This is a genomic window from Streptomyces hoynatensis (assembly GCF_003626535.1).
In the GTDB taxonomy this organism is placed as follows: Bacteria; Actinomycetota; Actinomycetes; order Streptomycetales; family Streptomycetaceae; genus Streptomyces; species Streptomyces hoynatensis.
Genome location: NZ_RBAL01000031.1, coordinates 1 through 24,504, shown reverse-complemented (window position 1 = coordinate 24,504; position 24,504 = coordinate 1). Strand labels below are relative to the sequence as shown.

Here is a 24,504-nt window from a genome sequence, read left to right as displayed (position 1 = left end):
AAGGGGGAGAGGCGGGCGATGTCCTCGGGCTGCCCGCTACGAACGTGTGATCGGCCCTGAACGGCGATGATCTTTGAGTGTTGTGGTCCGGGCCTGGGGCGCTTCGGCATGATGTGTGGCATGGGGTGGCAGCGGGTGGGTGTGGACGAGCTGGGGCTGGTGGCGGGGAAGCGGGGCGGGACGCGGTCAGGTTGCGTGCTGCTGCTTGAGCACGGGGTGCCGTCAGCGTCGGGTGCCGCGTATGGCGCGGATCACCTCGGCGACGGCCTTCAAGACGGTGGCGCGGTCGGACGGGGCGGTGCCCTTGACCGCGACGATGACGACCAGGACCGCCGCCACGGCGACGATCAGGGCGACGGCCACAGGCGCCAGGACCCAGGCAGTGACATTCATGGCGTTCCCTTTCGTCCGCGCGGTTCCTGTCCGGACCGCGCGGACGACATCACAGCCGAGAATTGCGAGGCGATGAAGCTTCGCCGGACCGAACGGACAGCTGCGTCAAAAGTCCTGGTCACAGGCATTTCGTGCTCGCTGTCGGACGGATCCGACGGATCGATCCGCACGGCGCGGGAGGGGACACCGTGAGCAAGAGGACCGAGCTGAGCGCCGAACGGCGGGTACTGCGCGATGAGCTGCGCAAGCTGGAGGACGCGGCGCTGAGAGGCCGGACCCGTAAGGAGGCCATCGCCGAAGCCAATTGTCGGCTTCGGCAGGACCAGCTGCTCTCGTATACCACCGTCGGCGGCTGGTTCGAGAAGGGCATCCCGGCCAGGGACTTCCAAGTCCTGTGGGCCCTGGTCGAGGTGCTCGAGGAGTGGTCGGGCCGGCCGCCTGCCGATACTCTCACCGGCCGCGACCGCGCCGTGGCAAATGCGGGATGGGCCGTCAGGAAGAAGCTGTGGAAGACCTGGTGGGAAGACGCCAGCACTTCGCGGACTGTCACTTCCCGGTCTGCGGTGCCCACCCGACACCTGGACGCCTACCTGAAGGCCGCTGGGCGCGCGGCCCGTGACCACCCCTACCCGGGTGTGCTGCCCGGCACCACGCCGCCGCTGGCCTCCGTCTACCTGCGCCAGCAGACCGCCCCCTGGACCGAACAGACCCCCGGCGGCTCGGGCGGCGAGAGCCGCGGCCATCCTGGCCCGCTCCGCGGGCCGGCGGATACCCGTCCCGCCCTGCAGGTCCTGGCCGAGCAGCACGCATGTGTGGTCCTGGCCGGACCGGGCGGCGGTAAATCAAGCCTGCTGCGCACCCACCTGGCCCACAGCGCCGAACGCTGGATGGCCGGCCAGCGGGATGCGCCCGTCGCGGTGCTGGTCACAGCCGCAGACCTGGTCCACCGGCCGCTCACCTCGGCCCTGGCCTCGGCCGTGAACGCCCACCTGCCCCAGCACGGGCTGACCGAGAACCTGCCAGAAGAGTTCTTCAGCGCCCCACCCCAGCCGGGCACGCAGTGGCTGGTGCTGGTCGACGGCCTCGACGAGGTCACCGACCCCAAGGCCCGGCGTGAGGTGCTGCTCACCATCACGAATGTCGTCAAGGACAGTCCCGCCGGGCCGTATCGCTTCGTGGTGGCCACCCGCCCCCTGCCCGGCAACGAACTCGACGCCCTGGACCGGCAGTGGCCGCGCCACGAGCTGATGCCCTTCACCGTGGACCAGCTCCCGGCAGTGGCCGGCAGCTGGTTCCGCGCGGCGGGCCTGGACGACGCCCACAGCATCGCCGAGCGCTTCGTCCAAGACCTGCAACGCGCCAGCCTGACCGACCTGGCCCGCATCCCGCTGATGGCCTCCATGCTGTGCCAGCTGCACGCCGCCGACCCCAGCCGGCCACTACCGCAGAGCCGCGGCAAGCTGTATGGGGACTTCATCGGCCTGCTGCACAGGCACCAGGACACCCCCGGCCCGGCAGGCGCACGGCAGGAAGCCCAGCACGTCCTGAACCACCTGCACGACCTCATCGCCCATTTAGCGGCCGAGCGCCACAACGGGAACAATGAGCCAGCACTGGACATCGTGAAATCCCACCCCGAAGCCCAGGGTCCCCCACGCATACCGGAAGACCAGTGGCGGGAGTTCCTGAGCACCGCCCTGCGCCGCAGCGGCCTGTTGACCGTCCGCGCGGGCGAACTCGTCTTCCTGCACCAGACCCTCCAGGAGTACCTCGCGGCCCGCCACGCCACCCACGATCCGCACACCCGAGACAAGGCTGTTCACCGGGCCTTCCACCACCCTGCCCGATACCTGCCTTCCTATAACCGGGGGGTCGGACTGCTGCCCCCCGATGCGCCGGGGGTCAGGCCCCGACTGTGGCTCCGCCGCTACTGGCAACCCCCAACCTCAGACGATGGCAACCTGTCCTACATCGGATTCCTCCTCGACACCGCGCGCGAATTCGACCCCCACGCCGTCGACCCCTACCTGAACCGCCTGGCCTCCCGCCGCGCGGGACTGCACGGCTGCGAGTTCATCGCCTCACAGGTCCGCCTCGGCACCCTCATCCCCCCGGACACCGTCCGCGCCACCGCCGACCTGTTCCTCAGCCTGGCCACCGACACCACCCTCGGCAACGATGACCGGGTGTGGGCGGCCCGGGGGCTCGGCAAGCTGGGTGACCCACGCGCCGCCGACCTGTTCCTCGCCCTGGCCACCGACGCCACCCTCACTGACTGGAACCGGGTGGAGGCGGCCCGGGAGCTGGCCGAGCTGGGTGACCCACGCGCCGCCGACCTGTTCCTCACTCTGGCCACCGACACCGCCCTCGACAGCGGTGACCGGGTGTGGGCGGCCCGGGGGCTCGGCGAGCGGGGTGACCCACGCGCCGCCGACCTGTTCCTCAGCCTGGCCACCGACACCGCCCTCGACAGCGGTGACCGGGTGTGGGCGGCCCGGGGGCTCGGCGAGCGGGGTGACCCACGCGCCGCCGACCTGCTCCACACCCTGGCCACCGACACCACCCTCGGCAACGCCGGCGCCCGGGAGTGGGCGGCCTGGGGGCTCGGCGAGCTGGGTGACCCACGCGCCGCCGACCTGTTCCTCGCCCTGGCCACCGACACCACCCTCACTGACTGGAACCGGGTGGAGGCGGCCCGGCAGCTCGGCGAGCTGGGTGACGCGCCGCCGGCTTCCGCATTCGGCGATCAGCGGCGCAACGGCGCTGGGCCGCACGTGGGTAGGCAGGGTGAAGAAGAGTCAGGATGACGGAGCTGGCCGTCCAGTTTCTCGATCGCCTCACACAGGACGGGGTGATCCGTACCTCGTTCCCAGTGGTGGTCATCAGGGCATCGGCCGCCGCGGCGTCCCGGGGGCGGGCCAGATGGATGCGGGTGTCGGCAGGGAGCCTGTCGGCGGACAGCGGCGGCGTCCACTTGCTCTTCTTGGTGGTGTGCTTGCCCATGAGCGAGTGGGCCTGCCCAGAGCCGGCTTGGGGTGAGTGCGAGCGGCGAGGTGAAGCTTCGTGGGTCAGGCCGGTCCGCGAGCCGCTGTCTCAACGGCCAGCGGACGGCGGCTCACTTGTGCCAGTCCGCTTCCTGAGCCCTTCCTTCAGTGCTGACGGATGTTGGGCCGGTGGAGATATCGGTGCCCGGTGACCGGGACGGTTCCTTCGAGCACCGTTGCCGCCACCTCCCGCCGCCCTTTCCGGGACGAGGCCACCCGCACCCGGGCCAACGCCGCCGACCTCGCCCCGGGGGCGCACTTGCGCACGCCCGACGGCACCACGGCCACGGTGACCGCCACCCGCACCTACCACGACACCGTGAGGTTCAAGGGGGGCGAGGCGTCACATTGACGCCCGGACCCTGCAGATGCAGTGCGCGGCCCCGAGGGGGACGCCGGCTGCCACGCCGCGGCCGGGTAGTGCTGCGGCTGGGACGCGCCGCACCCCCCGGCGGCGCGGGACCCAGCCGTGTGGACCCGGGAACTCGGCTCCGTTGTGCTCGGGGACGACGAGGGACACGGCGGCGCCGGAGGCCCCGGATCTCGCCGGCGAGGGCGACGGTCCTCTCCGGCTCCGGGCGCTTGGTGGCGCGGGTGGAGTCTTCTCCGAGAAGTCCCGGGTGCCCGGCCGCTGCGAGGGAGCCGAGCGACTGCCGAGCGGCGGACGCGCGGGCGTACATCGGCTTTCCGGCTCCGAAGCCGGGGGCGCTTGCTGTATCCCGGGGGGCCCGGCGCACCGGCATGGCCCGGACAGAGCCCGGACAGGGAAAGGGCTCCGGGGCAGGGAAGAGCGCCCCCTGCGACGGACGCTGCCCGGCAGTTGGCCGTAGTCGGAAACCGAACTGCTGCAAGGACGCGTCTCCCGCGCCATGGTCTCCAGCGAGCAGCAGAAGCACGTGATGTCCGTCAGGCTGGTCTCGCCCTCCGCGGTGGGTGCCGAACCGTCGAAGGTCAACGACTACGACAGCTTCGCCAAGGCGTACGCGGCCGTGAACGAAACCAACCTGGTCAATGCCTACTACGAGCGTCCCGCGATGCTGGCCCTCGCCGGAGACGTGGCCGGCCGGCGGATCCTCGACGCCGGCTGTGGATCGGGGCTGCTGTCTGCCGCGTTGCGTGACCGTGGCGCCATGGTGAGTGGCTTCGACTCGAGCGCCGGGATGCTGGAGCTGGCCCGGCAGCGGCTCGGCGACGGTGCGGACCTGCAGGTGGCGGAACTGGGCGATCCGCTTCCCTACCCTGATGACACGTTCGACGATGTCGTCGCGTCCCTGGTGCTGCACTATTTGGAGGACTGGGGGCCCGCTTTGGCCGAGTTGCGACGCATACTCAAGCCCGGCGGTCGGCTGATCGCTTCCGTCGACCATCCCTTTGCCGTCACCCTCATGCACCGCGAGGCCGGCCGGGAGGCCGAATGCAACTACTTCGACACCATCAAATGGACCTCGGAGTGGACCATAGGCAGCCAGACCGCCCTGGTGAGTCGCTGGCACAGGCCGCTGCACGCGACGATCGAGGCGTTCACCACGGCTCGTTTCCGGATCACAGCCGTCAGCGAGCCGGATCCCGATCCCGCCGCCCACGAACTGTTTCCCGAGACCATCGCGGCCATGCCGCGCTTCCTGTCCTTCCTGTTCTTCGTCCTGCGGGCCGAGTAGCGACCGGAACGGCCAGTCCCTGGTAGAGCGGTCAGCTGTCCTCGTTCGTCGGCCGCTTCCCCATAGGCCAGGTGACGGGCGGCGGTGGTCTCCGAGTTCGGCTACGAGGGTGCCTCCCCGGCCGGGATCGCCGAGCGCGCCGAGGTCTCCAAGGGGCTGGTGTCGCACTGCTTCGGCGGCAAGGACCGGCTGAGGGAGACCGCTGCCAGCACAACCCCGGGGCTGACCCGGCGCAGCGCCTTGACGTGAGGAGGTGCTCGCCGGTGCTTGCTGCGTCGGTGACCGGGGAACGCCCGCATGCGTCAACGTATGCGCAGCGTTACTCCGTATACGGTGCGCAACCGGTGAATCTCCCAGTAGGCGATAGCGGTCACCGTGGTGGGCCCGCCGAGGATGAGCAGGTAGTCGATTGCCGTTCCCTCGGAGGGAAGTCCACCCAGCACCGTCCATTCCCAGACGAGGATGCTGGTCAGCAGGGCGGGGAGTGCGGCATTCACCTTCCCCAGGCCAAATCCGGTCCTTACCACTGCGATCGACGCGAACACGAACAGGGACAGCGACCACAGAGCGGCTGCCAGCACCACCAAGGCGAGCAAAGGATTTGTGGAGTCGGAGGCCGCGTATGCGTACGCCGTGACGGTCGCCGAGACGACCACTGCGCCGATATACGTGATGAGTGTCCGGAGTGGGTCGCGAAGCGAGGCCCGCAGCGCCGGCCTTGCGTGCGGCGCGGAGCTGAAGACGAAAACGGCAACGACAGCGGGTGCGGTGACGATGATCAAAAAGGGAGCGAAGAGGTACTGCGTATAGGACTCGCTGATTATTTCGAATGCGTCCTGTTCGGTGTCGAAGAACAGCGGAGCCGCGACGACCACCACGACTGCTGCCCACCAGCGGAGCCGCTTGACGTTCGCTATGAGCGCATCGTGCACGATGACGCCGGCATCCTGAGGGAAGAAGCGCAGGGTGAGGTGCCGGGCGTTGCGTATGATCGGGTAGAACCAAAGCATCAGGAAGACCAACGGCCCGCCGGGTAAGCGGCTGTAGAGCTCCCGTAACGACGGCCACCTCCTTCCTGGCGCCGGCCTGCGCGAGGACGGAGAGGGCTGCGGGCCCCGGTGGGGCCCCCACGGCCGTTGGCCGTCTCCGGGTGAGTTCGTCGTCATACCCCTCCGTTCGGTTCTTGTTGAGTTCTTCGTCCCAGGGCGCGGAAGCCTGGCTTATTCCTGCGTCCCCCTGGCGGTTCACCTTTGTCGGGCGCCGGCCCTCGATGGCCGGCGCTGCTCCGGCCGGTGAGTGCGGCCTGTGGCATCGCGGCTCTCCCGTGCGGAGGGCAGCTCAGCGTGTCAGCGGTCTCGCGTTTCTCCGTCCGCTGGCAACCCCACTCACACCCAGGAAAGCCCGGGGCGGCCGCGGTGGCAAGGCCGATGCGCCGGGGCCTGCACACCGGGGCGGGCCCCGATGCCGCCCCGATGCGGCGGTCAGGAGTTCAATTCTTCGTAACTCCACAGGTTGCAGGCCCCCTCCCGAACGGAAGGGGGCCCCTTGCGTGACCAACTGAGTGGCTACCGCCCGCGGATGGCTTTCGGCCGCGCAGCGGGTCGGGTGCGAAAGGATGCGGTCTGCTTCGTGGCCGTCGTGGCCGTCGTGGCCCGGCGATGGTGACGGCCTTGTGGCCGTGGCGGCGTGGCCCACGAGGCGGGTGAGGTCCTCGAGGCGGGTGAGGTCCTCGACGGGGACGTCGTGGCCGGGGGGCGCGGAAGCTGCCACGTGCGTGCGCGTGCCGGCCTCCTCGTCACCCTCCCGTTCGGCGTTCCTCCAGCCAGTCGTCGATCTCTTCCGCCAGGTACGGGCACGTGTCGACGGGGTGGGCGCTCGGGCAGGTGAGCAGGTGGTTGAGGTAGCCGCGGGCCTGCGCGAGGCGGGCGAGCTGCTCCTCGCAGGCGGCGAGGCAGCCTGCGACCGCGGCGCGCCAGTCCTCGTCGTCGCGGTCGCCCGCGATCAGGGCCGCGATCTCCGGCAGGCTCATCATCGCCGTGCCCTGCATCAGCTGGCGCTGGCGACGGGCTTGCGCTTCCTGCCGCTGACGGTCGCGATCTGGCTGGTGGCGCCCCGGGCCACCCGGCTGTGCGTCCGCTACGGCACGGAGCGGGTGATGACGGCCGGCTACGCGGTCTCCGGCGCCGCACTCCTCGGCCTCGTGCTGCTCGGCACGGACAGCGGCTTCGCCGTCTTCGCGGCGCTGTCGATGGCGCTGGGCGCCGGCATGGGCGCTTCCATCGGGCCGACCCAACTGGCGGGCGTGGCCGCGCTCCCGGTCCAGCGCTCCGGCCTCGCCTCGGCCTGCATCAGCACCACCCGGCAACTGGGGACGTCCATGGGAGTGGCTGTCCTCGGCCTGGTCATCGCGCACCACGCGGGCACGGACGCCGCAGCCCCCGGATACGCCGAGGGGTTCGTCCGCGGGCTGCACCATTCCGGCGTGGCGGCGGGTGCGGCGACCCTCGCCGCTGCGGTACTCGTGGCAGTCCACGGGTACCGCCGCCGCGACCCGGGGCCCATCGAGGCGGGTCGTGCGAGGACCCCGGCACCGGCGGCTTCCGGCGCGGTGACTCCGGATGCCGCCGGCGACGTGCCCGACGCGGAAGCGCTCGGCTGAGGGGTGGGCCCCTCGGGGTGTCCGTTCGGCTGTCCGCAGGCGCGAGGCGTGCGGTCGGGCCGCGTCCGCGAGGCGTGTGGTCAGGCCGCGTCCACGAGGCGGTGGCGGAACCACGCGGTCAGGGCGGCGTCCACCGCGCGGGCCTGCGGCAGTTGCGGCGCGGGTGCGATGCCGGGCTCCTCGGCGAGCGGGTGGGCCAGGTGCGGGATCGACTGGAGTTCGGCCCCCTGGCCCACGGCGTTGACGAGGTCGCGCGCGTCGTCACGCAGCGCCGCGTGGTCCTGCTCGCCGCTGACCACCAGCAGCGGCGCGCGCCCGGCGAGGGCGCCCGCCCTGGCGACGAAGTCCAGTTCGTCGGCGGCCCTTCCGGACTCGGCGTCATACGGGTAGTCGCCGGGGAACAGGGCGACGACGGACCGCACCCGGATGGCGGCGTTCACCACGGCGCCGGCGAGGACCGGAACGTCGGTGTCGGCGAGGATCCGCAGCGTGACGGCCCCGCCAAGCGAGCCGCCGAGCACGCCGATCGGGCCGTCGCCGACCGGCAATTGCGCCCGGAGAGAGGCCAGCGCGGCCGGGAACTCCTCCGCCGCCTGCCGGACGAAGGGGTACAGCGCGGACATCAGGACGTCCCTGCGGAGCAGTTCGAGGCCGGCGTCCATGCTGCCGTCGACCATGCGCGCCCCGCACATCGGCATGCCGAGGTGCACGCGCCAGGCGGGCAGGCCGTGCATCGGCAGCGCGGCGGCGAACGCGGCGTCCGACCTGGGCGCGTCGAGCATGTGCCAGGTGACGATCAGCGGCGCGGCGCCGCCGTCGGCCGGCGGCAGCGCGGTGAACGGCACGCCGGCGGCCGTGCCCGTGAGCGGTGCGTCCATGCGGCCACGCTACGACTGCGGCACCGCACGCGGAATCGATTGCGCTGCCAACGAAATCGGGGCGGGAGCTGCATGCGCCGAACCGCCTGAGGGCGCACCGTGCGGCGGAGGCCGCCTCGATCGGCCCGCTCGTCCTGCCGCCACCCCTCGCGGGGGCGGCCCCGGCCGTGTGGCCGGGGGCGGTCAGTCGTTCTGGGCGGCGGGCTTGGTGGTGAGGACGAGGTCGTTCGCTGCGGTGTAGCGGGGGCGGACCAGGAGGGTGCCGTGCGTGCCGGCGGGGTGGACGTCGATTCCCTTGCGGTCCGGGATGTCGCCGCCGATGCGGCCGACGGGCAGCGTCCGGCCGTCGGCGGTGTGCAGGAGAACGCGCCAGGTCAGGCCGGGTGCCACGTGCCGTGCGGCTGCCTCGGCGTGCGGGAGGGTCAGGCGGACTCGCCCGCGCTCCAGCGCCTCGAGGGCGAGGGGGAACTCCTGGTCGTCCTCGGTCCGGCAGGTGGCGCGCACCGTCTCGATGGTCTCGGGGGCGAGCACCGCGGCGGTCACGAGCGTTGTCTGCGGGCCGCTGGTGAGGGCGGTGACCTCGGCGTGCGCGGGGCGGTGCCAGGCGCGGATGCTGAGGTTGCCGTCCTTGGTGGGATAGGGGATCCAGGCGTGGACGCCGAGTGCGTCCACGGTGGGCGGCCGGTTGACGAGTGCGGCCTGCTGGACGATGCCGGCGGCGAGGCGCAGGGGCCGGAGGGAGTGGTCCGTGGCGAGGAAGGCGTCCCAGCGGCCCTCGTCCAGCTGCTGTGCGGCGCGGTGGACGGTGACCTGGCCGTCCTGGCCGAGGGGGAGGCGGATCGCGCGGCGGTCGGGCGACTTCCGCAGCCGCAGGACGAGTTCCCCGCCGGACTGTCCTCGCACCGCGACGTGGAAGCCGCCGTCGCCGGTGGCGGCGCAGTCGGCGACGGGGCCCGCTTCGCTCTCCGCCCGCGCGGGGGCGGCCGGTTCCTTGGCGGAGCGGGGGCGCACGAGGCCGCGGAGTCTGCCGGTGAGCGCGCCTTTGCCGTGCGGGCGCAGCGTCGCGAACAGGGCCTCGTACGCGCGGGCCACGACGTCGGGTTCGTAGCGGGCGGCGGTGGCCGGGGCGTTGGCGGCCATCCGCGCGCGCAGCTCGTCGTCCTTGAGGAGCGTGCGCAGGCCCTCGGCGACGGCGGTGGTGTCCACGGGCACCAGCAGGCCGTCGTGGCCGTGGGTGATGATCTCGCGGGGGCCGACGGGGCAGTCGGTGGACAGGACCGGGACGCCGCAGGCCATGGCCTCGACGAGGGTCAGGCCGAAGGACTCCCAGGAGGAGGTGACGGCCGCGAGGGCGCCCTTGGCCCATTCGGTCTCGATGGGGGAGACGGCCCCCATCAGGCGGGCGCGGTCGTTCAGGCCCAGGCGGTCGATCTGCTCACGCAGCGCCCCGCGCGCCGGTCCGCGGCCGTAGATGCGCAGCTGCCAGTCGGGGAACTCGTCGGCGACCTGCGCGAAGGCGTCCAGGAGCCGGTCGTAGCCCTTGGGCTCCACCAGCCGGCCGGCCGCCACGATCAGCCTGCTGTCCCCGGTGGAAGGCGAAACCGCCGGGCGTGGGCAGGAGTTGACGATGTGGACGATGCGGGTGCGGACCCGCGGCAGGGCCGCGCGGTAGGCAAGGGTGTCCGCCTCGGCCACCGGGCAGAAGGCGTCCAGCAACGGCACCGCCGCCAGCCGCAGATCTCTTGACGCCTCGGTGCGGGTGCTGAGGGTGGAGTGTTCCTGGCCGACCCGCAGGTAACGCCCGGTGCCGTAGCGGCCGAGATAGGTGTGCAGGACGGGCCGGGTGGAGATCACCACGTCGGCGTCGGTCTCGGCCAGGTGCGCGGCCATGCGCTCGTCGCTGAGCCGGGAGACGCCCTCGTACCAGTGCGGCATCACCTCGCTCGGCTGCTCGGCTGCTCGGCCGCCGGCAGCGCGAGGTCGGGCGCGCCTTCGCGCTGGTCGATGAGGGTCGTCAGGGAGACCCGCGGGTCGAAGGCGAAGCTCGTGACGTCCCGGTGGCGGTAGAGGCTGACGACCCGCACGTGATGCCGGGCGGCCAGCGCACCCGACAGGTTGGCAACGGCCCGGATGGTGCCGCCGATCCCGTACGCGTTGTTCAGCAGAAAGTCGATCTTCACCGCGGCCCCCCTCTGGCCCCCTTTGCATCGGCGCTCACGCCATCGTCACTGTGTGCGCCGCTTCTTCGTCATGTGACCGCGACACGATGCCACGAAGTGAACGATGTGATGGAAGGTGAAGCGATCTCGCGTCGGTGCTTCGACCCCGTTTGATCGAGTTTGCTGCTCGATTCTCGCGCCCGAATGTGGGATGGATCACACGATGCGCGGTGGCGGGCTCGTGGCACGGGTGTCGTGCACGTGCCTCGGGTGGCGCGCCGGATCGCCGCCGCGGAGGGTATTCGGCGACAGGCGGCCGGGCGGAGGTTGAACGCGAACTGCCTGGCGGCGCGTGACCTCACGTGGGGCGTCAGCTGGGGTGCGGGCGCGTGAACGGCCCTGACCGTCTCTCCTTGGAGAAATGGCTTATCAGAATATTCCGTTTGCCCCCGAATGTGCGCCACTTCTCGGCGTAAACATGACAAGGATCACGCTTGTATTTGCCGTGTGTTCAGGATGTGACTCCCTTCTTGTCCGCATTCGTTCGTCTGTGGTTTTCGCGTGTGCACACCTAAGGTCATCTTCGCGTTTTCTTCGTATGCGAGTGGTGACGGAGGGTGGGGAATGCGTCAGGGGCGCCGGGGCAGCTGGGGGCGAGTGGCGGCGCTGGGCGTGTCGGCTGCGGTGGCCGCGGGGCTAGTGCCCGGGCTGGTGTCGGCTTCGGCTGCAGGGGCGGCGGAGTCGGCGTACGTGCAGTCGGCGGACCCGGGCGCTCAGCAGTACGATCCGCAGGCTCGTCCGGAGACCGCCGAAGCCATTGCCCTGGCCGAGGCGCGGGACACGGGGGAGAACGTCGAGGTCGAATCGCTGCGCAGCGAAGCGGGCGAGGTGTTCGCCACACCAGAGGGTGAGCTCGAGGCTTACGAGTATCTGCGACCGGTCTGGGCGCGGGTGGATGGCGAGTGGCAGGCGGTGGACACCGACCTGCAGGTGCGGGACGACGGAACGATCGCGCCGCGGGCCGCCGCGGCTCAGCTGACGTTTTCCGGGGGTGGCGACGGGGCGTTGGTGGAGTTGGAGCGCAGCGGCCGACAGCTTGCGCTCGAATGGCCGGGAACGCTTCCCGAGCCGGAATTGGTCGGTAACGTGGCCATCTATCACGACATCTTGCCTGATGTGGACCTGAGGCTTGAGGCCCAGCCTGACGGTTTCAGTCAGTTGATCGTGGTGAACTCGGCCGAGGCCGCTGCCAACCCCGCGCTGACGCAGCTGCATCTGGGTCTTGACACCGCCGGGGTGGAGACCGAGGTCACCGAGGACGGCGGCATAGAGGCGCTGGACGCCAACGCCGATTCCGCTGTCTTCGAGGCCCCAGTGCCCTTGATGTGGGACTCGAGTGGCGGGAGCACGGATGGTGCGGCGCGTGCCGAAGCCGAGGACGATGCACCGGTGGGGGAGCCCGGGGCGGGCGAATCGGGGAATCTGGCGCGGGTCGGCGCCCAGGTGAACGTCGAGCAGGACACCTTGACCCTCACGCCGGACGAGGAAGTCCTGCTTGGCGAGGACACCGTTTATCCCGTTTACATCGACCCCCAGTGGCACACTCCGCGCTCGGCGGCCTGGACGATGGTCTCTCGGTACTGGGCGGACTCCCCGCAGTGGAAGTTCAACGGCGATTCGAATGCCGGGATGGGCTACTGCGGATGGGCGGGATGCAAGCCGCAGGACTTGAAGCGCCTGATGTACCGATTGCCTACGGACAGGTTTGCGGGCACGCGCATCCTCTCGGCTGAGTTCTCGGTCCGAAACGTGCATTCGACGTCCTGCGAGCCGCAGGACGTCGAACTGTGGCGCACGGGCGACATAGGGGCCGGCACGACCTGGAACAGTCAGGACAACAGCAGCTTTTGGGTGCAGCGTCTGGCGACCGAGTCATTCGCCTACGGGTACGAGGGGTGCGCCCAGGCGGACGCCGAGTTCGACGTGAGCGCCGCGGTTCAGGCCGCGGCTGACAGCGGCCGATCGACCCTGACCTTCGGGCTGAAGGCGGGCGACGAAAGCGACCCGCTGTCGTGGAAGCGCTTTTCCGACCAGGCGCACCTGCGGGTGAGGTACAACCGTGTGCCCGATCAGGTCAGGCCGGCTCAGCTGGTGATGGAATACGGGGGGGTCTGCAAGACCTCGGACAACGCCGCCAGGGTGCGCAGGCTCGGCCGGATCTTCGCGAACAATGTCACGGACCCCGACGGTGACTCTGTCGCAGTGGAATTCGCGGCTCGCTGGGACGCCGGAGACGGACGGGGCGATGTCGTCCGCTGGGAGTCCGGGCTGACCACTGCAAGAGAGTCCGGGGCGCAGTTCGGCGTGGATCTGCCCGACGACCTGCCTGGGGACACCGATATCGAATGGGCTGTACGCGCATACGACGGGAGCTCGTACAGTCGATGGTCTTCCACCGGAACGGGAAACTACACGTGCCATTTCGTGCACGACGTATCGGTGCCTGCGGGCCCAGACGTCTCTTCAGCCCATTACCCGGCGTCGGACCCCTCTGATCCGCTGGATGCCTGGTATCAAGGCACCGGGCACTATGGCGCGTTCACTTTGACCGCCGCTGACGACGACGTGAGCCGGTACCGGTACGCGTTGGACGCGGATCCGCCGGAGAGCGAGGTCGCGACCACTCAGGGTGCACCGCAGGTGGTGAATCTGGTCCCGCCCAAACCGGGGCTGCACTTCATCACTGCCCAAGCGGTGGACGGCGCGGGCCACGTGTCGGAGACGACCACCTACCAGTTTCGCGTCACGGCCGGTGCTTCTCCGCGGGGAAGCTGGCAGATGGACGAAGCCGCCGGAGCCACGGCCGCGGAGCCGGCCACCCAGGCGCGCTGGGCCACCGTGCACGGGGGCACCACCCTCGGAGTGGAGGGCGCGGTGGGAACCGCGGCACACTTTGACGGAACATCGGGATACCTGTCGACCGACGGGCCGGTGATCGGCACCAACAGCGCCTTCTCCGTCTCTGCTTGGGTGAAGCTGGACGAGAAGCCGGACAGCGCTGCGGTCATCGCCACACAGACGGGCACTTTCCGCCCCGGCTTCGAACTGTACTATTCCGCCGCACAGGACAGCTGGGCGTTCAACCAATACCGTTCCGATCAGGACGGAGACAACAGCACCGCGAGGGTGCTCGCCTCGGGCGTCGAGGTGGTGGCCGGCCGGTGGACCCACCTCGTGGGGTCCTACGACCCGGGCGGCGGGCTGCTGCGCCTTTTCGTGGACGGGCAGCTCGCGGGCACGGCCGCCTACAGCAACGCGTGGAACGCACGCGGCCCCGTGCAGATCGGTGCCGGGCGCTCCGGCGACCAGAATCGTTCGTTCTTCCCTGGGGCCATCGACGAGGTGCAGATCTTCGACCTCCACATGGCCTCGGAGGCAACGCACGTCGCCAAGCTCTACAACAAGGAAAGGCTGCATGACAGCGGCCGTCCGGCCGTGGCACTGTTTCCCCTTGACGAACAGTCCGGACAGCGCGTCTCCGCCTCCTCCGACGTCCTGCCGGCGACATTCCACGGGGGCGCGGAGGCGGGCGACGAGGGCGTCCGTGCTCGAGCACTTCGGCTGAACGGCACCGACGGCTACGCCGATACCGGCACCGCCCTGGTCAACACGGGAAGGAATTTCGCGATCTCCGCATGGGTGAAGCTGGACAGCAAACCGGGGAGCGCGGCGGTCGTTGCCACTCAGACCGGCACCTATGCGCCGGGTCTTGAGCTGTACTACTCGGCCGCGAACGACCGTTGGGCCTTCGACCAGTACAGCGACGATTCGCCCGACGCTTCTCCGGTGCGGGCCATGCAGCCGGAAGGGGAATCGGCCCAGGCCGGGGTGTGGACACATCTTGTCGGCGTCCACGACGCCTACCAGGACTCGCTGACGCTGTACGTGAACGGCGAAAAGGCGGGCACAGCCGCGCTCGACACTCCCTTCAATGCCACCGGCCCCGTGCAGATCGGCGCCGGGCGCTACAACGGCGCACTCGGCGCGTTCTTTCCCGGCACGATCGATGACGTCCGGCTCTTCGACCGCATACTCACCGACTACGAAGTGCAGCAGATCTACCACCAGGCACCGCGTGTCCAGGCCCGCTGGCAGCTGGACACGGTGGACAGCGAGGACGTCCCCTCCATGCCGGACGCGACCTCGCGTGGCAACGACCTGTTCCTGTGGGGCGGTGCCGGAGCGAGTCCCGGGTTCGTCGACGAGGCCTCTCTCTACGTGGACGGTGGCGGGGGCTACGCCTACACCCCGTCGGTTCCGGTCGACACCTCGACCAGCTTCACCGTCATGGGATTCGTCCGGGCCGCCTCCCCGCCTTCGGAACCCGCGTCCGTGCTCAGCGCCGTGGGCCGGCAGGAGAGTGCGTTCGCGATCCGGTTCATCCCCGACGCCTCTCAGGACGGCTTCGGACGGTGGGAGGTGACGCTCGCCGACCAGGACTCCCCGGAGGCGAACGTGACGCACGTGGCACATCAACGGCTGTACGACGTCAGAGAGTGGCATCATCTGGCGCTCGTCCACGACGGATTCGCCGCCCGGGCCCGGCTGTACGTGGACGGCGAACTCGAAGAGGTCACCTGTCTCGACGCGGAAGACTCGACCTGCAGCGCAGGTGCTTCCTGGGCAGACAACGTCTTCCCCTTCCAGGCGACAAGCAGTCTGCACCTCGGCCGTTCGATGACGGACGGTGTGTGGCGCGAGCCGTGGCCGGGGGCGCTCGACGACGTCTGGCTGGTACAGGGCGTGCTCTCGGACGAGCAGATACGTCACTTCAGCCTCGGCCTCCGGGACGCCCCGACAGCGATTCCGCAAACGGAGTGAGCACGGCCGGCCCGGGCGGGTGAGCAGCCCTTCTCGCCCACCCGGACCTGCATCACGCGACCCACCACTACCTGACCCGAGCCTGGACCGGCTGTGCTTGCCGCGCCGGACGCCATCCGAGGAGACCAGTGTTCAAGGGAAAAGCTGTGCGCGGCAGGTCGGCCTTCGCTTCCCTGTCCCCGGCAGGAGGCCGTGTGCCGTCCCTCCGGGGCGGGAGGCCGTCGTTGCGTCTCCACCCGTGGCGGCGCCGCATGCATGCGGCCGTGGCGGCCTTGATGCTGAGCGGACTGCTTCAGGGAGTCGCCGATCCCGCCCGGGCGGACGACTCCTGGCAGCCCCCTGCCGTCGATGCGGGAGACCCCGTCGAGGGACACGACGGCCTTGACGTGATACCGCGGGTGTCCGAGGAGGAGACAGGGGGCGTGGACGACGAGCCACGCGCCTCGTGGCCGGAAGCCGGAACGGCAGAAGTGGAGTTCGCCGGATCGGCCCCTTCACTCCTGCCGGCCCGGGCCGGCGAGCTGCCGATCCGCCTCACCGCACGTACCGAGCGCCTCCTTCCCGGGCTCCAGGAAGACATCGGTGCGGAACTCCGCGTCTTGGACCGGGAGAGCACCGAAGCAGCCGGCGTGAGCGGGATGCTGTTCAGCGTGGAGGGCTCCACCGAGGCGCACGTCGATGTCGCGGTCGACTACTCGGACTTCGCCGAAGCATACGGCGGCGGATACGGCTCCCGGCTGACCCTCGTCGAACTGCCCGCATGTGCCGTGGAGAGCCCGGACCGAGCAGAATGCCGAACCCGGACCCCGCTGGGCTCGGTACGCAACGACCGGGAAAGCGCAACGCTCACGGCTGCCTCGGTGCCGTTGAACCCATCGGCTCCTGTGGTCTTGGCCGCCGTCGCCGAAGAGGAAAGTCAGGACGGCGACTACACGGCGACCGACCTTTCGCCGTCGGCCACCTGGAACGTCGGCCTGAACACCGGTGACCTGACCTGGTCCTACGACATGCCGGTTCCCGACGTTCCCGGTAGCCTCACGCCCAGCGTCGGTCTTTCCTACTCCTCCGGGGCGATCGACGGCCAGACCGGGGGCACCAACAACCAGGCCTCCTGGGTGGGCGACGGCTTCGACCTCTGGCCGGGCTACATCGAACGCAAATACCAGCCCTGCGCCGAGGACGGAGTGGAGGACGCCGACGGCAACGAGGTCGCCGACCTGTGCTGGGAGTACGACAACGCCTTCATCTCCTTCAACGGCCAGGGCGGAGAGCTGGTCCCGGCCGGCGAGGACGAGTGGAAGTTCCAGCAGGACGACGGCAGCCGCATCCGGCACCTGACCTCCAGTGCGCGGGCGAACGGCGATGACGACAACGAGTTCTGGGAGCTGACCGACCCGGATGGCACCCGCTACTACTTCGGCTACCACCGCCTGCCCGGATGGTCCTCCGGGGACGAGACGACCGACTCGACGTGGACCGTCCCCGTCTTCGGCAACGACACCGGCGAGCCCTGCCACGCCGCGACGACGGCCGACTCCTGGTGCGATCAGGCGTGGCGCTGGAACCTCGACTACGTGGTGGACGTGCGCGGCAACGCGATCGCCTACTACTACGACACCGAGGCCAACTCCTACGGCCGCTTCCTCAAGGCATCCGACAACAGCCGCTACATCCGCGGCGGGACCCTCGACCGCATCGAATACGGACTGTCGGAGGATTCCGTCTACAGCCGGCAGGCACTCGCCCGCGTCGACTTCGACTCGGACACCCGCTGCCTGCCGCAGGACGGCGTGGACTGCGCAGCCTCCGCGATCGACGACAACCAGCAGTTCTGGTACGACACGCCGTGGGATCTGAACTGCGATGCGGACCAGGACTGCGACGCCGGCCGCTCCGCCCCGACGTTCTGGACCCGCAACCGCCTCACCGGCGTCACCACGGAAGTCCTCGTCGACGGCTCCTACCAGCCCGTGGACACCTGGGAGCTCACGCACCGCTGGGGCACCGCGGACGTCGACTACCAACTGCTCCTCGACAGCCTCCAGCACACCGGACGGGGCGCCGGGTCGGATGTGACGCTTCCGGAGACCACGTTCGCGTACACGCAGCTGGTGAACAGGCTGGACGAGACCGGCGACGGCTACGCCCCCTTCATCAAGTCGCGGCTGTCGGGAGTCGACGACGAGTACGGCGGGCAGCTGGCCGTCAACTACTCCGAGGCCGCCTGCGACGAAGACGCCCTGCCGGCCCCGCAGTCCAACACCACCCGGTGCTTCCCCCAGTACATCGGCGGCGACTCCTCCAGCGAGCCGGACCTGGAGTGGTTCAACAAGTACGTCGTCACCGACGTCACGGCCATCGACCGTACCGGCGGCTCCCCCGAGCAGGTGACCCGCTACCAGTATCTGGGAGACGCCGCCTGGCACTTCGACGACGACAACGGCATGGTGCCCGAGGACGAGAAGACCTGGTCACAGTGGCGCGGGTACGGCCACGTGAGGGTCCTGACCGGCGGGCAGGGCACCGACCGCATGATCGGCCAGCAGGACACCTACTTCCTGCGGGGCATGGACGGGGACCGCCGGGACGGCAGCGGCGGCACCAAGGCCGTCTCCGTCTCGCTCCCCTCCGGCGAAGGCGACCCGATCACCGACCACCCCGCCACCCAGGGTTTCGCCTACCGCACCGTCACCTATGACGGCGTCGACGGCGCCGTCCTGGAAAAGACGGTGACCAGGCCCTGGTATCACGAGACCGCCGGCGACGAGCGGGACTGGGGAACGATCAGCGCCAATTTCACCGGCGCAGCCCGCACCACCACGTGGACCTCCCTCGACCAGGGCGCCGGAGACGCCTGGCGCACCACCCGCGTCGACACCGCCTACGACACCGTCGCCGGCCGCCCGACCGAGGTCGACGACCGGGCCGACCTCTCCTCGGACGCGGACGACCGGTGCACCCGCACCACCTACGCCACCAACACCGACGCCAACCTCCTCACCCTGCCCGCCCGCGTCGAGACCGTGGCCGTGGCCTGCGACGCCACCCCCGACCGATCCACCGACGTCGTCAGCGACGAGCGCTACGCCTATGACGGCGGCGACTTCGGCCAGGCCCCCACCGTCGGGAACCGCACCGCCACCGCCGTCCTCAAGGAGCACGACGGAACGACCGCCACCTATCTGGAGTCGGGCGCCACCTACGACGCCTACGGCCGCACGCTGACGTCCACCGACCTCACCGCGGACCTCACCGTCACCGGCTCCAGCCTGACCAGAACCGCGCGCACCGACGGCCTGACCACCACCACCCGCTACACCCCTGCGGCAGGCATGCCGCTGAGCGTCACCGAAACCACTCCACCCGCCGACCCCGGCGAGCCGGACACCGCGCAGACGACCGTCACGGAGCTGGACCCGCTGCGCGGCCAGCCCATGCGGGTGACCGACACGAACGACAAGGTCACCACGCTGACCTACGACGCGCTCGGCAGGTCACGGCAGGTATGGCTGCCCGGCCGCGCCACCACGGACACCCCCACCTACGAGTTCACCTACCGCATCCAGGACGGGCACCCGGTGGCGGTGGGCACCAAGACCCTGGGCGCTGACGGCGAACAGGACACCGCCTACACCCTCTACGACGGCTTCCTGCGCGAGCGCCAGACCCAGGCCCCCGGCTCCGACGGCGGCCGGTTGCTCACCGACACGTTCTACGACGAGCGTGGACTTCTGGAGGAGACCTGGGCCGCCTACTACCAGACGAGCCCGCCGGGGAACGAGATCTTCCAGCCCGACGACGCGATCGACGTCGAGACACAGACCCAGCACCGCTACGACGGGGCGGGCCGGGAGATCGAAAGCCGGGTGCTGGGCAGCAACGACGGAACCTCCCACGTCCTCGCCGTCACCCAGACCCACTACTTCGGCGACCGCACCACGGTCATTCCGCCCGAGGGCGGCACCGCCACCACCACGCTCACCGACGCCCGCGGCCTGGTCACCGAGCTGCGGCAGCTCCACACGCCCACGCTCGACGCCGACTACGACACCACGCACTACTCGTACACGCCGCGCGGCGAGCTGGCCGAGCTGACCGACGCCGCGGGCAACGTGTGGAGTTACACCTACGACCAGCTGGGCCGTGCGCTCACGAGCACGGACCCGGACGCCGGCACCACCACCTCCACCTACGACGACCGCGGCCGGCTCACCTCCCGCACCGACGCCAGGCAGGAGACCCTCAGCTACGGCTACGACGGCCTGGGACGGCAGACCGAGCTGCGCCGGGGCGGCATGGACGGCGAGCTGCTCGCGAGCTGGGAGTACGACACCCTCGCCGGGGCGCAGGGGCAGTTGGCCGCCTCGGTTCGCTACCAGGACGGCGAGCAGTACACCAACCGCGTTCTGGAGTACGACGATCGGTACCGGCCGCTGCGCACGGCCGTCACCATCCCCGACTCCGAAGGCGCTCTGGCGGGCTCGTACGAGTCGGCGACCACGTACACGGAAGCCGGCCTGCCGGAAACCCTCACCTATCCCGCCGCCGGCGGCCTTCCGGAACTCACCCTCACCCCGGAGTACGAGGACGGCACCCTGTGGCAGACCGATCTGCGGGGTGATCAGGGGCTCTACGTCCACACGAACTACCGCTTCACGGGCGAGCCGCTGCAGCACGAGCTGAAGCACGACGAGTGGTATGACGAAGGGGTCTGGGCCACCTACACCTACGAACAGGGGACGCGGCGACTCGAGACCTCGCGCGTCGACCGCTTCGCCGTCTCCGGCGTCGACCGTTACGAGACCTACTCCTACGACGAGGTCGGCAACGTCCTCTCCATCGCCGACACGTCCCGCACCGGCACGGACGTGCAGTGCTTCCAGTACGACTACCTGCGCCGCCTGACCGAGGCGTGGGCCCAGGGAGCCGAAAGCTGCGCGGAGGCCCCTTCCACCGGCGCCATGGGCGGTCCGGCCCCCTACTGGCACTCCTACACCTACGACCTGGCCGGCAACCGCCAGACCGAGTCGCTGCACGAGAAGGACACCGCGCGCACCTACGACTACCCCGAGCCGGGCACGCCGCAGCCGAACGCCGTCACCTCCGTGACGCAGGAGACGCCGGAGGTGACGTCGCTCGAACAGTACGACTACGACGAGGCGGGCAACACCGTCGGCCGCCAACTCGGGGGCGACACCCAGACCCTCACGTGGGACACCGAGGGCCACCTCGCCTCCGTCGAGGACGCCGACGGTGACGTCACGGACTACCTGTACGACGCCGACGGCAACCGGCTGATCTCACGTTCCCCGACCGAGACGACGCTGTACCTCGGCCACACCGAGGTCACCGTGAGTTCCGGTGCCACGTCCGCCCGGGCAACCCGGTACGTTGCGCTCGGCGGCGGCCACACGGCGGTGATGGGGGACGACGGGACGCTGTCGTTCACCCTGGCCGACCCGCACGGAACCGGCCAACTCGCCGTTGACGCCTACACGTTGGACATCACCCAGCGAAGGACACTGCCCTTCGGCGGGATTCGGGGAGAGCAGCCGGGTTTCTGGCCCGGGAGCCGCGGCTTCGTCGGCGGAATCGCGGACGATACCGGGCTGACCCACCTGGGAGCGCGGGAGTACGATCCGGCGCTCGGCCGGTTCGTCTCCCCCGACCCGGTCCTGGTCACCGGGGACCCCCAGCAGCTGAACGCCTACCAGTACGGCGCCAACAATCCCGTCACGGTCGCCGACCCGACCGGAACGATGCTGCCCGAGTGCTGGTCGGGCCAGTACGCGTGCACTCCCAACAGCAAGGGACACGTCACCTCCAAGGGCCTGAAGTTCGGCAAGAACTACGGCCGCCAGACCCAAGCGGCCGGCGGAACTCCCGCCCCCCGCTGGGTCGCGCAGCAGCAGGCCGCGAGCCGGGCCTGCGCCAACGACCCCGGGTGCGTCGGCACGCGGTCGCAGGTCACGACCAGCGCCCGCAACCAGGACCGGGCCGCCTACCTGGCGGCCCAGCGCCTGGCCGAGGCGCTCGCCGCCGCGCAGGCGGCACAGGACAACAGCTCCTGGTGGCAAACGGGCTGGCAAGTGGTCGCCGACCTCACCGGCATCAGCGATGTGACCGGCTGCCTCGACGGCGACGTGATGTCCTGCACCATGCTGGGCCTCACCCTGGCCACCGGCGGCAGCGGCCGGGGCGCGGCCCTGGCCCTGCGCCATGCCGACGATGTGGTGGACGCCGCCCGTCACGCCGACGATGTGGTCGATGCGGCGCGTCACGGCGATGATGTCGTCGATGCGGTCGGCAGCTGTCTGCGGCATTCGTTCCTTGCGGGTACCGACGTGCTGTTGGCCGATGGCACGCGCAAGGACATCGACGACCTCGAAGTCGGCGACACGATCCTGGCCACCGATCCGGAGACAGGTCAGACCGTGCCCCGGCGGGTGGTGGCCACGATCATCACCGACTCCGACAAGGAGTACACCGAGCTCACCGTCACCGACGCGGAGGGCGAAGAGAGCACCCTGGTCGCCACCTCCCACCACCCCTTCTGGGACGAGGCCACCCACACCTGGACCAACGCCGCCGACCTCACTCCGGGCGCGCAACTGCACACGCCCGACGGCACCACGGCCACGGTGACCGCCACCCACACCTACCACGCCACCGCCCGCACCTACGACCTCACGGTCGAGAGCACGCATACGTACTATGTGCTCGCGGGCAGCACGCCGGTACTCGTTCACAATTCGAACTGCAACCCTATAGCGGGATCCTCAGATGCGCAGAGGCTGGCGGATGAATTGCGGCTAGCTTCTGCGAACTCGCCCTTCACTCCCGGTGGGCAGTTGACGCAGGAAGCTTTGGACAGTTCGAGGGTGATCATGCAGGGTAGCGATATGGGCAATAGAGAGTTGCTTGACCGGTTTGCGGAGAGGGGGGGAGTGGCGCAGTGGGGCAAGTACAGCACTCCAACGCATCAAAGCCCGTACGGCGACTTTCAGGTTCACTTTTACAGGAATTCGGTCACAGGTGAAGTGATGTACGACTATGACTATAAAGTGGTCATGAATCGGAGATAGTTCGATGCGAGTTAGATTCAAAGGAGTCGGGTCCTTTGAGCAGCGGATTCGGCAAGGTGCTGATGCGCTTCGTCCAGGGTTCGATTATACGGTCCTGGAGGTCTTGAGTAAGGCGGACGGGCAAAACTACTTCCGCATCGAGTTTTCGAAGTCCGAATTGCCTCCCCTCTTTGATTCGCGCTTGTTTGAGATGGTGGAGGCGGAGATCCACGATTCGTGGGTATTCTCACTTGAGTGGGACGGGTCAATGAAGCTAGGTCCTGCGGCTTGGCAGGTCGCAGGATTTTGGGAGGATTTCATGAACCACAGTGATCGGGCGGTTGATATCTACCGATCCGAAAGAGATCGGATTATGGGGATCAGGTAAAACGCAGCCGTAGCAGGTGTATGGGTGAATCGAAGGCCCTTGCCGATGTGCACATCGGCAAGGGCCTTGACGGCAATGGTGACGGCAACGTCAGTGGACGGCTGCCGGAGCCAGTGGGGTGTCGGGGTCCCCCTTATCGTCGAGGGCTGAGCCGAGCGTGTTGATCGATTAATGAGTCGGGAAACGCCCACGGATGCCATGTCTGTGGCTCGATGGATCCAGGAACAAGGAGCGGAAATTGGATTCCGGATCATCAGTTGTCCACTTCATTGGTCCCTCCGGGGTCACCGCAAACAGCTTTCCCGCACTGTCTCACGTACGCTCGACAGCAGGGCGGGATGGTCCGTTAATTGAATGCGGGGAGATATGTCTTCTGAAGCGATTCTACTTGGTTCTCTTGTGGCGTCGTTCGAGCACGGCCTGCTCTTGATTGAAGACTCTAAGAGCAGTGCTTCTCATGAGGATTGGGACGCGGCAACTGAATACGTGCACTTCGATGATGACTCGCTTTATGTCGCGGTGCAAAGTGTCGTCGACGGGCTCGTCTCGGTGACGGTTTACCGTGACGGGGTGCCGAGCGGGGCTGTTGAGGGGTTCGTCGAAGTCTTCTCTGGAGAGTTCCAGTGTCGCTCCAGGCGGATTTGTGTTCGTGACTCGGATGACAATGCCTTGCTGTCCATTGCGGCTCCAGGAGGTGATCTCATCCGGCTTCATGTCTTCGCCGATGCTTGGAATTGGGCTACTCGTGTGGTTGTCGGCCTTGAGCAATTGAATCACCGAAAGTAGCTATATTCGAAGCCGATCGTCTGTGGGCCCGACGTGGAGGTGCCCCGGCGGGTGGTGGCCACGATCATCACCGACTCCGACAAGGAGTACACCGAGCTCACCGTCACCGACGCGGAGGGCGAAGAGAGCACCCTCGTCGCCACCTCCCACCACCCCTTCTGGGACGAGGCCACCCACACCTGGACCAACGCCGCCGACCTCACCCCGGGCGCGCAATTGCACACGCCCGACGGCACCACGGCCACGGTGACCGCCACCCACACCTACCACGACACCGCCCGCACCTACGACCTCACGGTCGAAGATTTCCGCACGTACTATGTATTTGTTGGCGTGCAGCCAGTGCTTGTGCACAACTGTCCGACCGGGGGCAGCAGGAGTCGAGGACGGGGGCAGCACCTTCACTGGGATGAGGACGCAACTGGTGCCCACACCGTGTTCACACGCAATGGCGATGGCCTCGTCACTGAGCCTTTTTCAACCTCAGGCTGCGGGGTCCAGGTGAAGGGTAAGGATGGCTTTGACCAGGTTGGTTATGCGGGTCGTGCTGCATCGCAACTTTCGCAGTAGCCGCCAGGACTTCAGGGTGGCGAC

At 69.1% G+C, this 24,504-nt stretch carries 14 protein-coding genes and 2 pseudogenes; 9 read left to right on the top strand and 7 right to left on the bottom strand.

The genetic code is table 11. The features are described 5' to 3' along the window. Positions 1-222 precede the first annotated feature (222 nt). A complete protein-coding gene (locus D7294_RS32100) occupies positions 223-393 on the bottom strand; it encodes a hypothetical protein (protein WP_158674720.1) in 171 nt (56 codons plus the stop codon). A gap of 188 nt (positions 394-581) precedes the next feature. Here D7294_RS32100 and D7294_RS29680 point away from each other — a divergent pair, with 188 nt between their 5' ends. The 4 genes from D7294_RS29680 to D7294_RS29665 all read left to right on the top strand — a co-directional run bounded on the left by D7294_RS29680 (position 582) and on the right by D7294_RS29665 (position 5,344). Further along, entirely contained in the window at positions 582-3,200 is a 2,619-nt protein-coding gene (locus D7294_RS29680; RefSeq protein WP_120684911.1) for an NACHT domain-containing protein, read from the top strand. A gap of 385 nt (positions 3,201-3,585) precedes the next feature. Beyond that, positions 3,586-3,789, top strand: a complete 204-nt coding sequence (locus D7294_RS31710) for a hypothetical protein (RefSeq protein ID WP_147450939.1) — start codon at positions 3,586-3,588, stop codon at positions 3,787-3,789. Positions 3,790-4,306: 517 nt separating this feature from the next. Next, positions 4,307-5,095 carry a class I SAM-dependent methyltransferase gene (locus D7294_RS29670; RefSeq protein ID WP_120684909.1) on the top strand — a complete coding sequence of 263 codons (789 nt, stop codon included), beginning with the start codon at positions 4,307-4,309 and terminating at the stop codon, positions 5,093-5,095. A gap of 84 nt (positions 5,096-5,179) precedes the next feature. Beyond that, positions 5,180-5,344, top strand: coding sequence for a TetR family transcriptional regulator (locus tag D7294_RS29665; RefSeq protein ID WP_120684908.1), 165 nt, complete (start codon positions 5,180-5,182; stop codon positions 5,342-5,344). A 53-nt stretch (positions 5,345-5,397) separates the two neighbouring features. Here the strand turns inward: D7294_RS29665 and D7294_RS29660 are convergent, their stop codons facing one another. Together D7294_RS29660 and D7294_RS29655 are read right to left on the bottom strand one after the other, a co-directional pair. After that, positions 5,398-6,117, bottom strand: coding sequence for a hypothetical protein (locus D7294_RS29660; protein WP_120684907.1), 720 nt, complete (start codon positions 6,115-6,117; stop codon positions 5,398-5,400). 773 nt (positions 6,118-6,890) lie between these two features. Continuing rightward, positions 6,891-7,142, bottom strand: a complete 252-nt coding sequence (locus D7294_RS29655; RefSeq protein WP_120684906.1) for a MerR family transcriptional regulator — start codon at positions 7,140-7,142, stop codon at positions 6,891-6,893. A gap of 21 nt (positions 7,143-7,163) precedes the next feature. Here D7294_RS29655 and D7294_RS29650 point away from each other — a divergent pair, with 21 nt between their 5' ends. After that, positions 7,164-7,754: an MFS transporter gene (locus tag D7294_RS29650; RefSeq protein WP_120684905.1), complete on the top strand. Its 591-nt coding sequence runs from the start codon at positions 7,164-7,166 to the stop codon at positions 7,752-7,754. Between the two features lie 80 nt (positions 7,755-7,834). Here the strand turns inward: D7294_RS29650 and D7294_RS29645 are convergent, their stop codons facing one another. The 3 genes from D7294_RS29645 to D7294_RS33530 form a co-directional block, all read right to left on the bottom strand. Beyond that, positions 7,835-8,632, bottom strand: a complete 798-nt coding sequence (locus D7294_RS29645) for an alpha/beta hydrolase (RefSeq protein ID WP_120684904.1) — start codon at positions 8,630-8,632, stop codon at positions 7,835-7,837. A 183-nt stretch (positions 8,633-8,815) separates the two neighbouring features. Then, positions 8,816-10,567 (bottom strand): glycosyltransferase, encoded by a 1,752-nt coding sequence (locus tag D7294_RS29640; protein ID WP_241562716.1) that lies wholly within the window; start codon positions 10,565-10,567, stop codon positions 8,816-8,818. Continuing rightward, entirely contained in the window at positions 10,567-10,812 is a 246-nt protein-coding gene (locus D7294_RS33530; protein WP_241562715.1) for a hypothetical protein, read from the bottom strand. The genes D7294_RS29640 and D7294_RS33530 overlap by 1 nt, the downstream gene beginning before the upstream one ends. Positions 10,813-11,448: 636 nt before the next feature. On the opposite strand from D7294_RS33530, the gene D7294_RS29635 reads away from it, so the two are divergent. The 4 genes and pseudogenes from D7294_RS29635 to D7294_RS33520 all read left to right on the top strand — a co-directional run. After that, the gene (locus D7294_RS29635) at positions 11,449-15,672 is read left to right on the top strand and encodes a LamG-like jellyroll fold domain-containing protein (RefSeq protein ID WP_338325704.1); all 4,224 of its coding nucleotides are present in this window, start codon (positions 11,449-11,451) and stop codon (positions 15,670-15,672) included. A gap of 638 nt (positions 15,673-16,310) precedes the next feature. Continuing rightward, complete coding sequence (locus D7294_RS33820; protein WP_479681736.1) at positions 16,311-22,757, top strand: polymorphic toxin-type HINT domain-containing protein; 6,447 nt, start codon at positions 16,311-16,313, stop codon at positions 22,755-22,757. A gap of 733 nt (positions 22,758-23,490) precedes the next feature. After that, positions 23,491-23,910, top strand: coding sequence for a hypothetical protein (locus D7294_RS31705; protein ID WP_147450938.1), 420 nt, complete (start codon positions 23,491-23,493; stop codon positions 23,908-23,910). A 33-nt stretch (positions 23,911-23,943) separates the two neighbouring features. Continuing rightward, a pseudogene (locus D7294_RS33520) lies at positions 23,944-24,255 on the top strand (polymorphic toxin-type HINT domain-containing protein); the annotation flags it as partial. A 138-nt stretch (positions 24,256-24,393) separates the two neighbouring features. Here D7294_RS33520 and D7294_RS29615 read toward each other — a convergent pair. Continuing rightward, positions 24,394-24,504, bottom strand: a pseudogene (locus D7294_RS29615) (IS5/IS1182 family transposase); the annotation flags it as partial.

Coding starts and splice junctions, on each gene's coding strand:
- D7294_RS33820 (WP_479681736.1), top strand. CDS start 16,311: ATGCTGTTCAGCGTGGAGGGCTCCACCGAGGCGCACGTCGATGTCGCG.
- D7294_RS29640 (WP_241562716.1), bottom strand. CDS start 10,567: ATGCCGCACTGGTACGAGGGCGTCTCCCGGCTCAGCGACGAGCGCATG.
- D7294_RS31705 (WP_147450938.1), top strand. CDS start 23,491: ATGTCTTCTGAAGCGATTCTACTTGGTTCTCTTGTGGCGTCGTTCGAG.
- D7294_RS29670 (WP_120684909.1), top strand. CDS start 4,307: ATGGTCTCCAGCGAGCAGCAGAAGCACGTGATGTCCGTCAGGCTGGTC.
- D7294_RS29655 (WP_120684906.1), bottom strand. CDS start 7,142: ATGCAGGGCACGGCGATGATGAGCCTGCCGGAGATCGCGGCCCTGATC.
- D7294_RS29645 (WP_120684904.1), bottom strand. CDS start 8,632: ATGGACGCACCGCTCACGGGCACGGCCGCCGGCGTGCCGTTCACCGCG.
- D7294_RS32100 (WP_158674720.1), bottom strand. CDS start 393: ATGAATGTCACTGCCTGGGTCCTGGCGCCTGTGGCCGTCGCCCTGATC.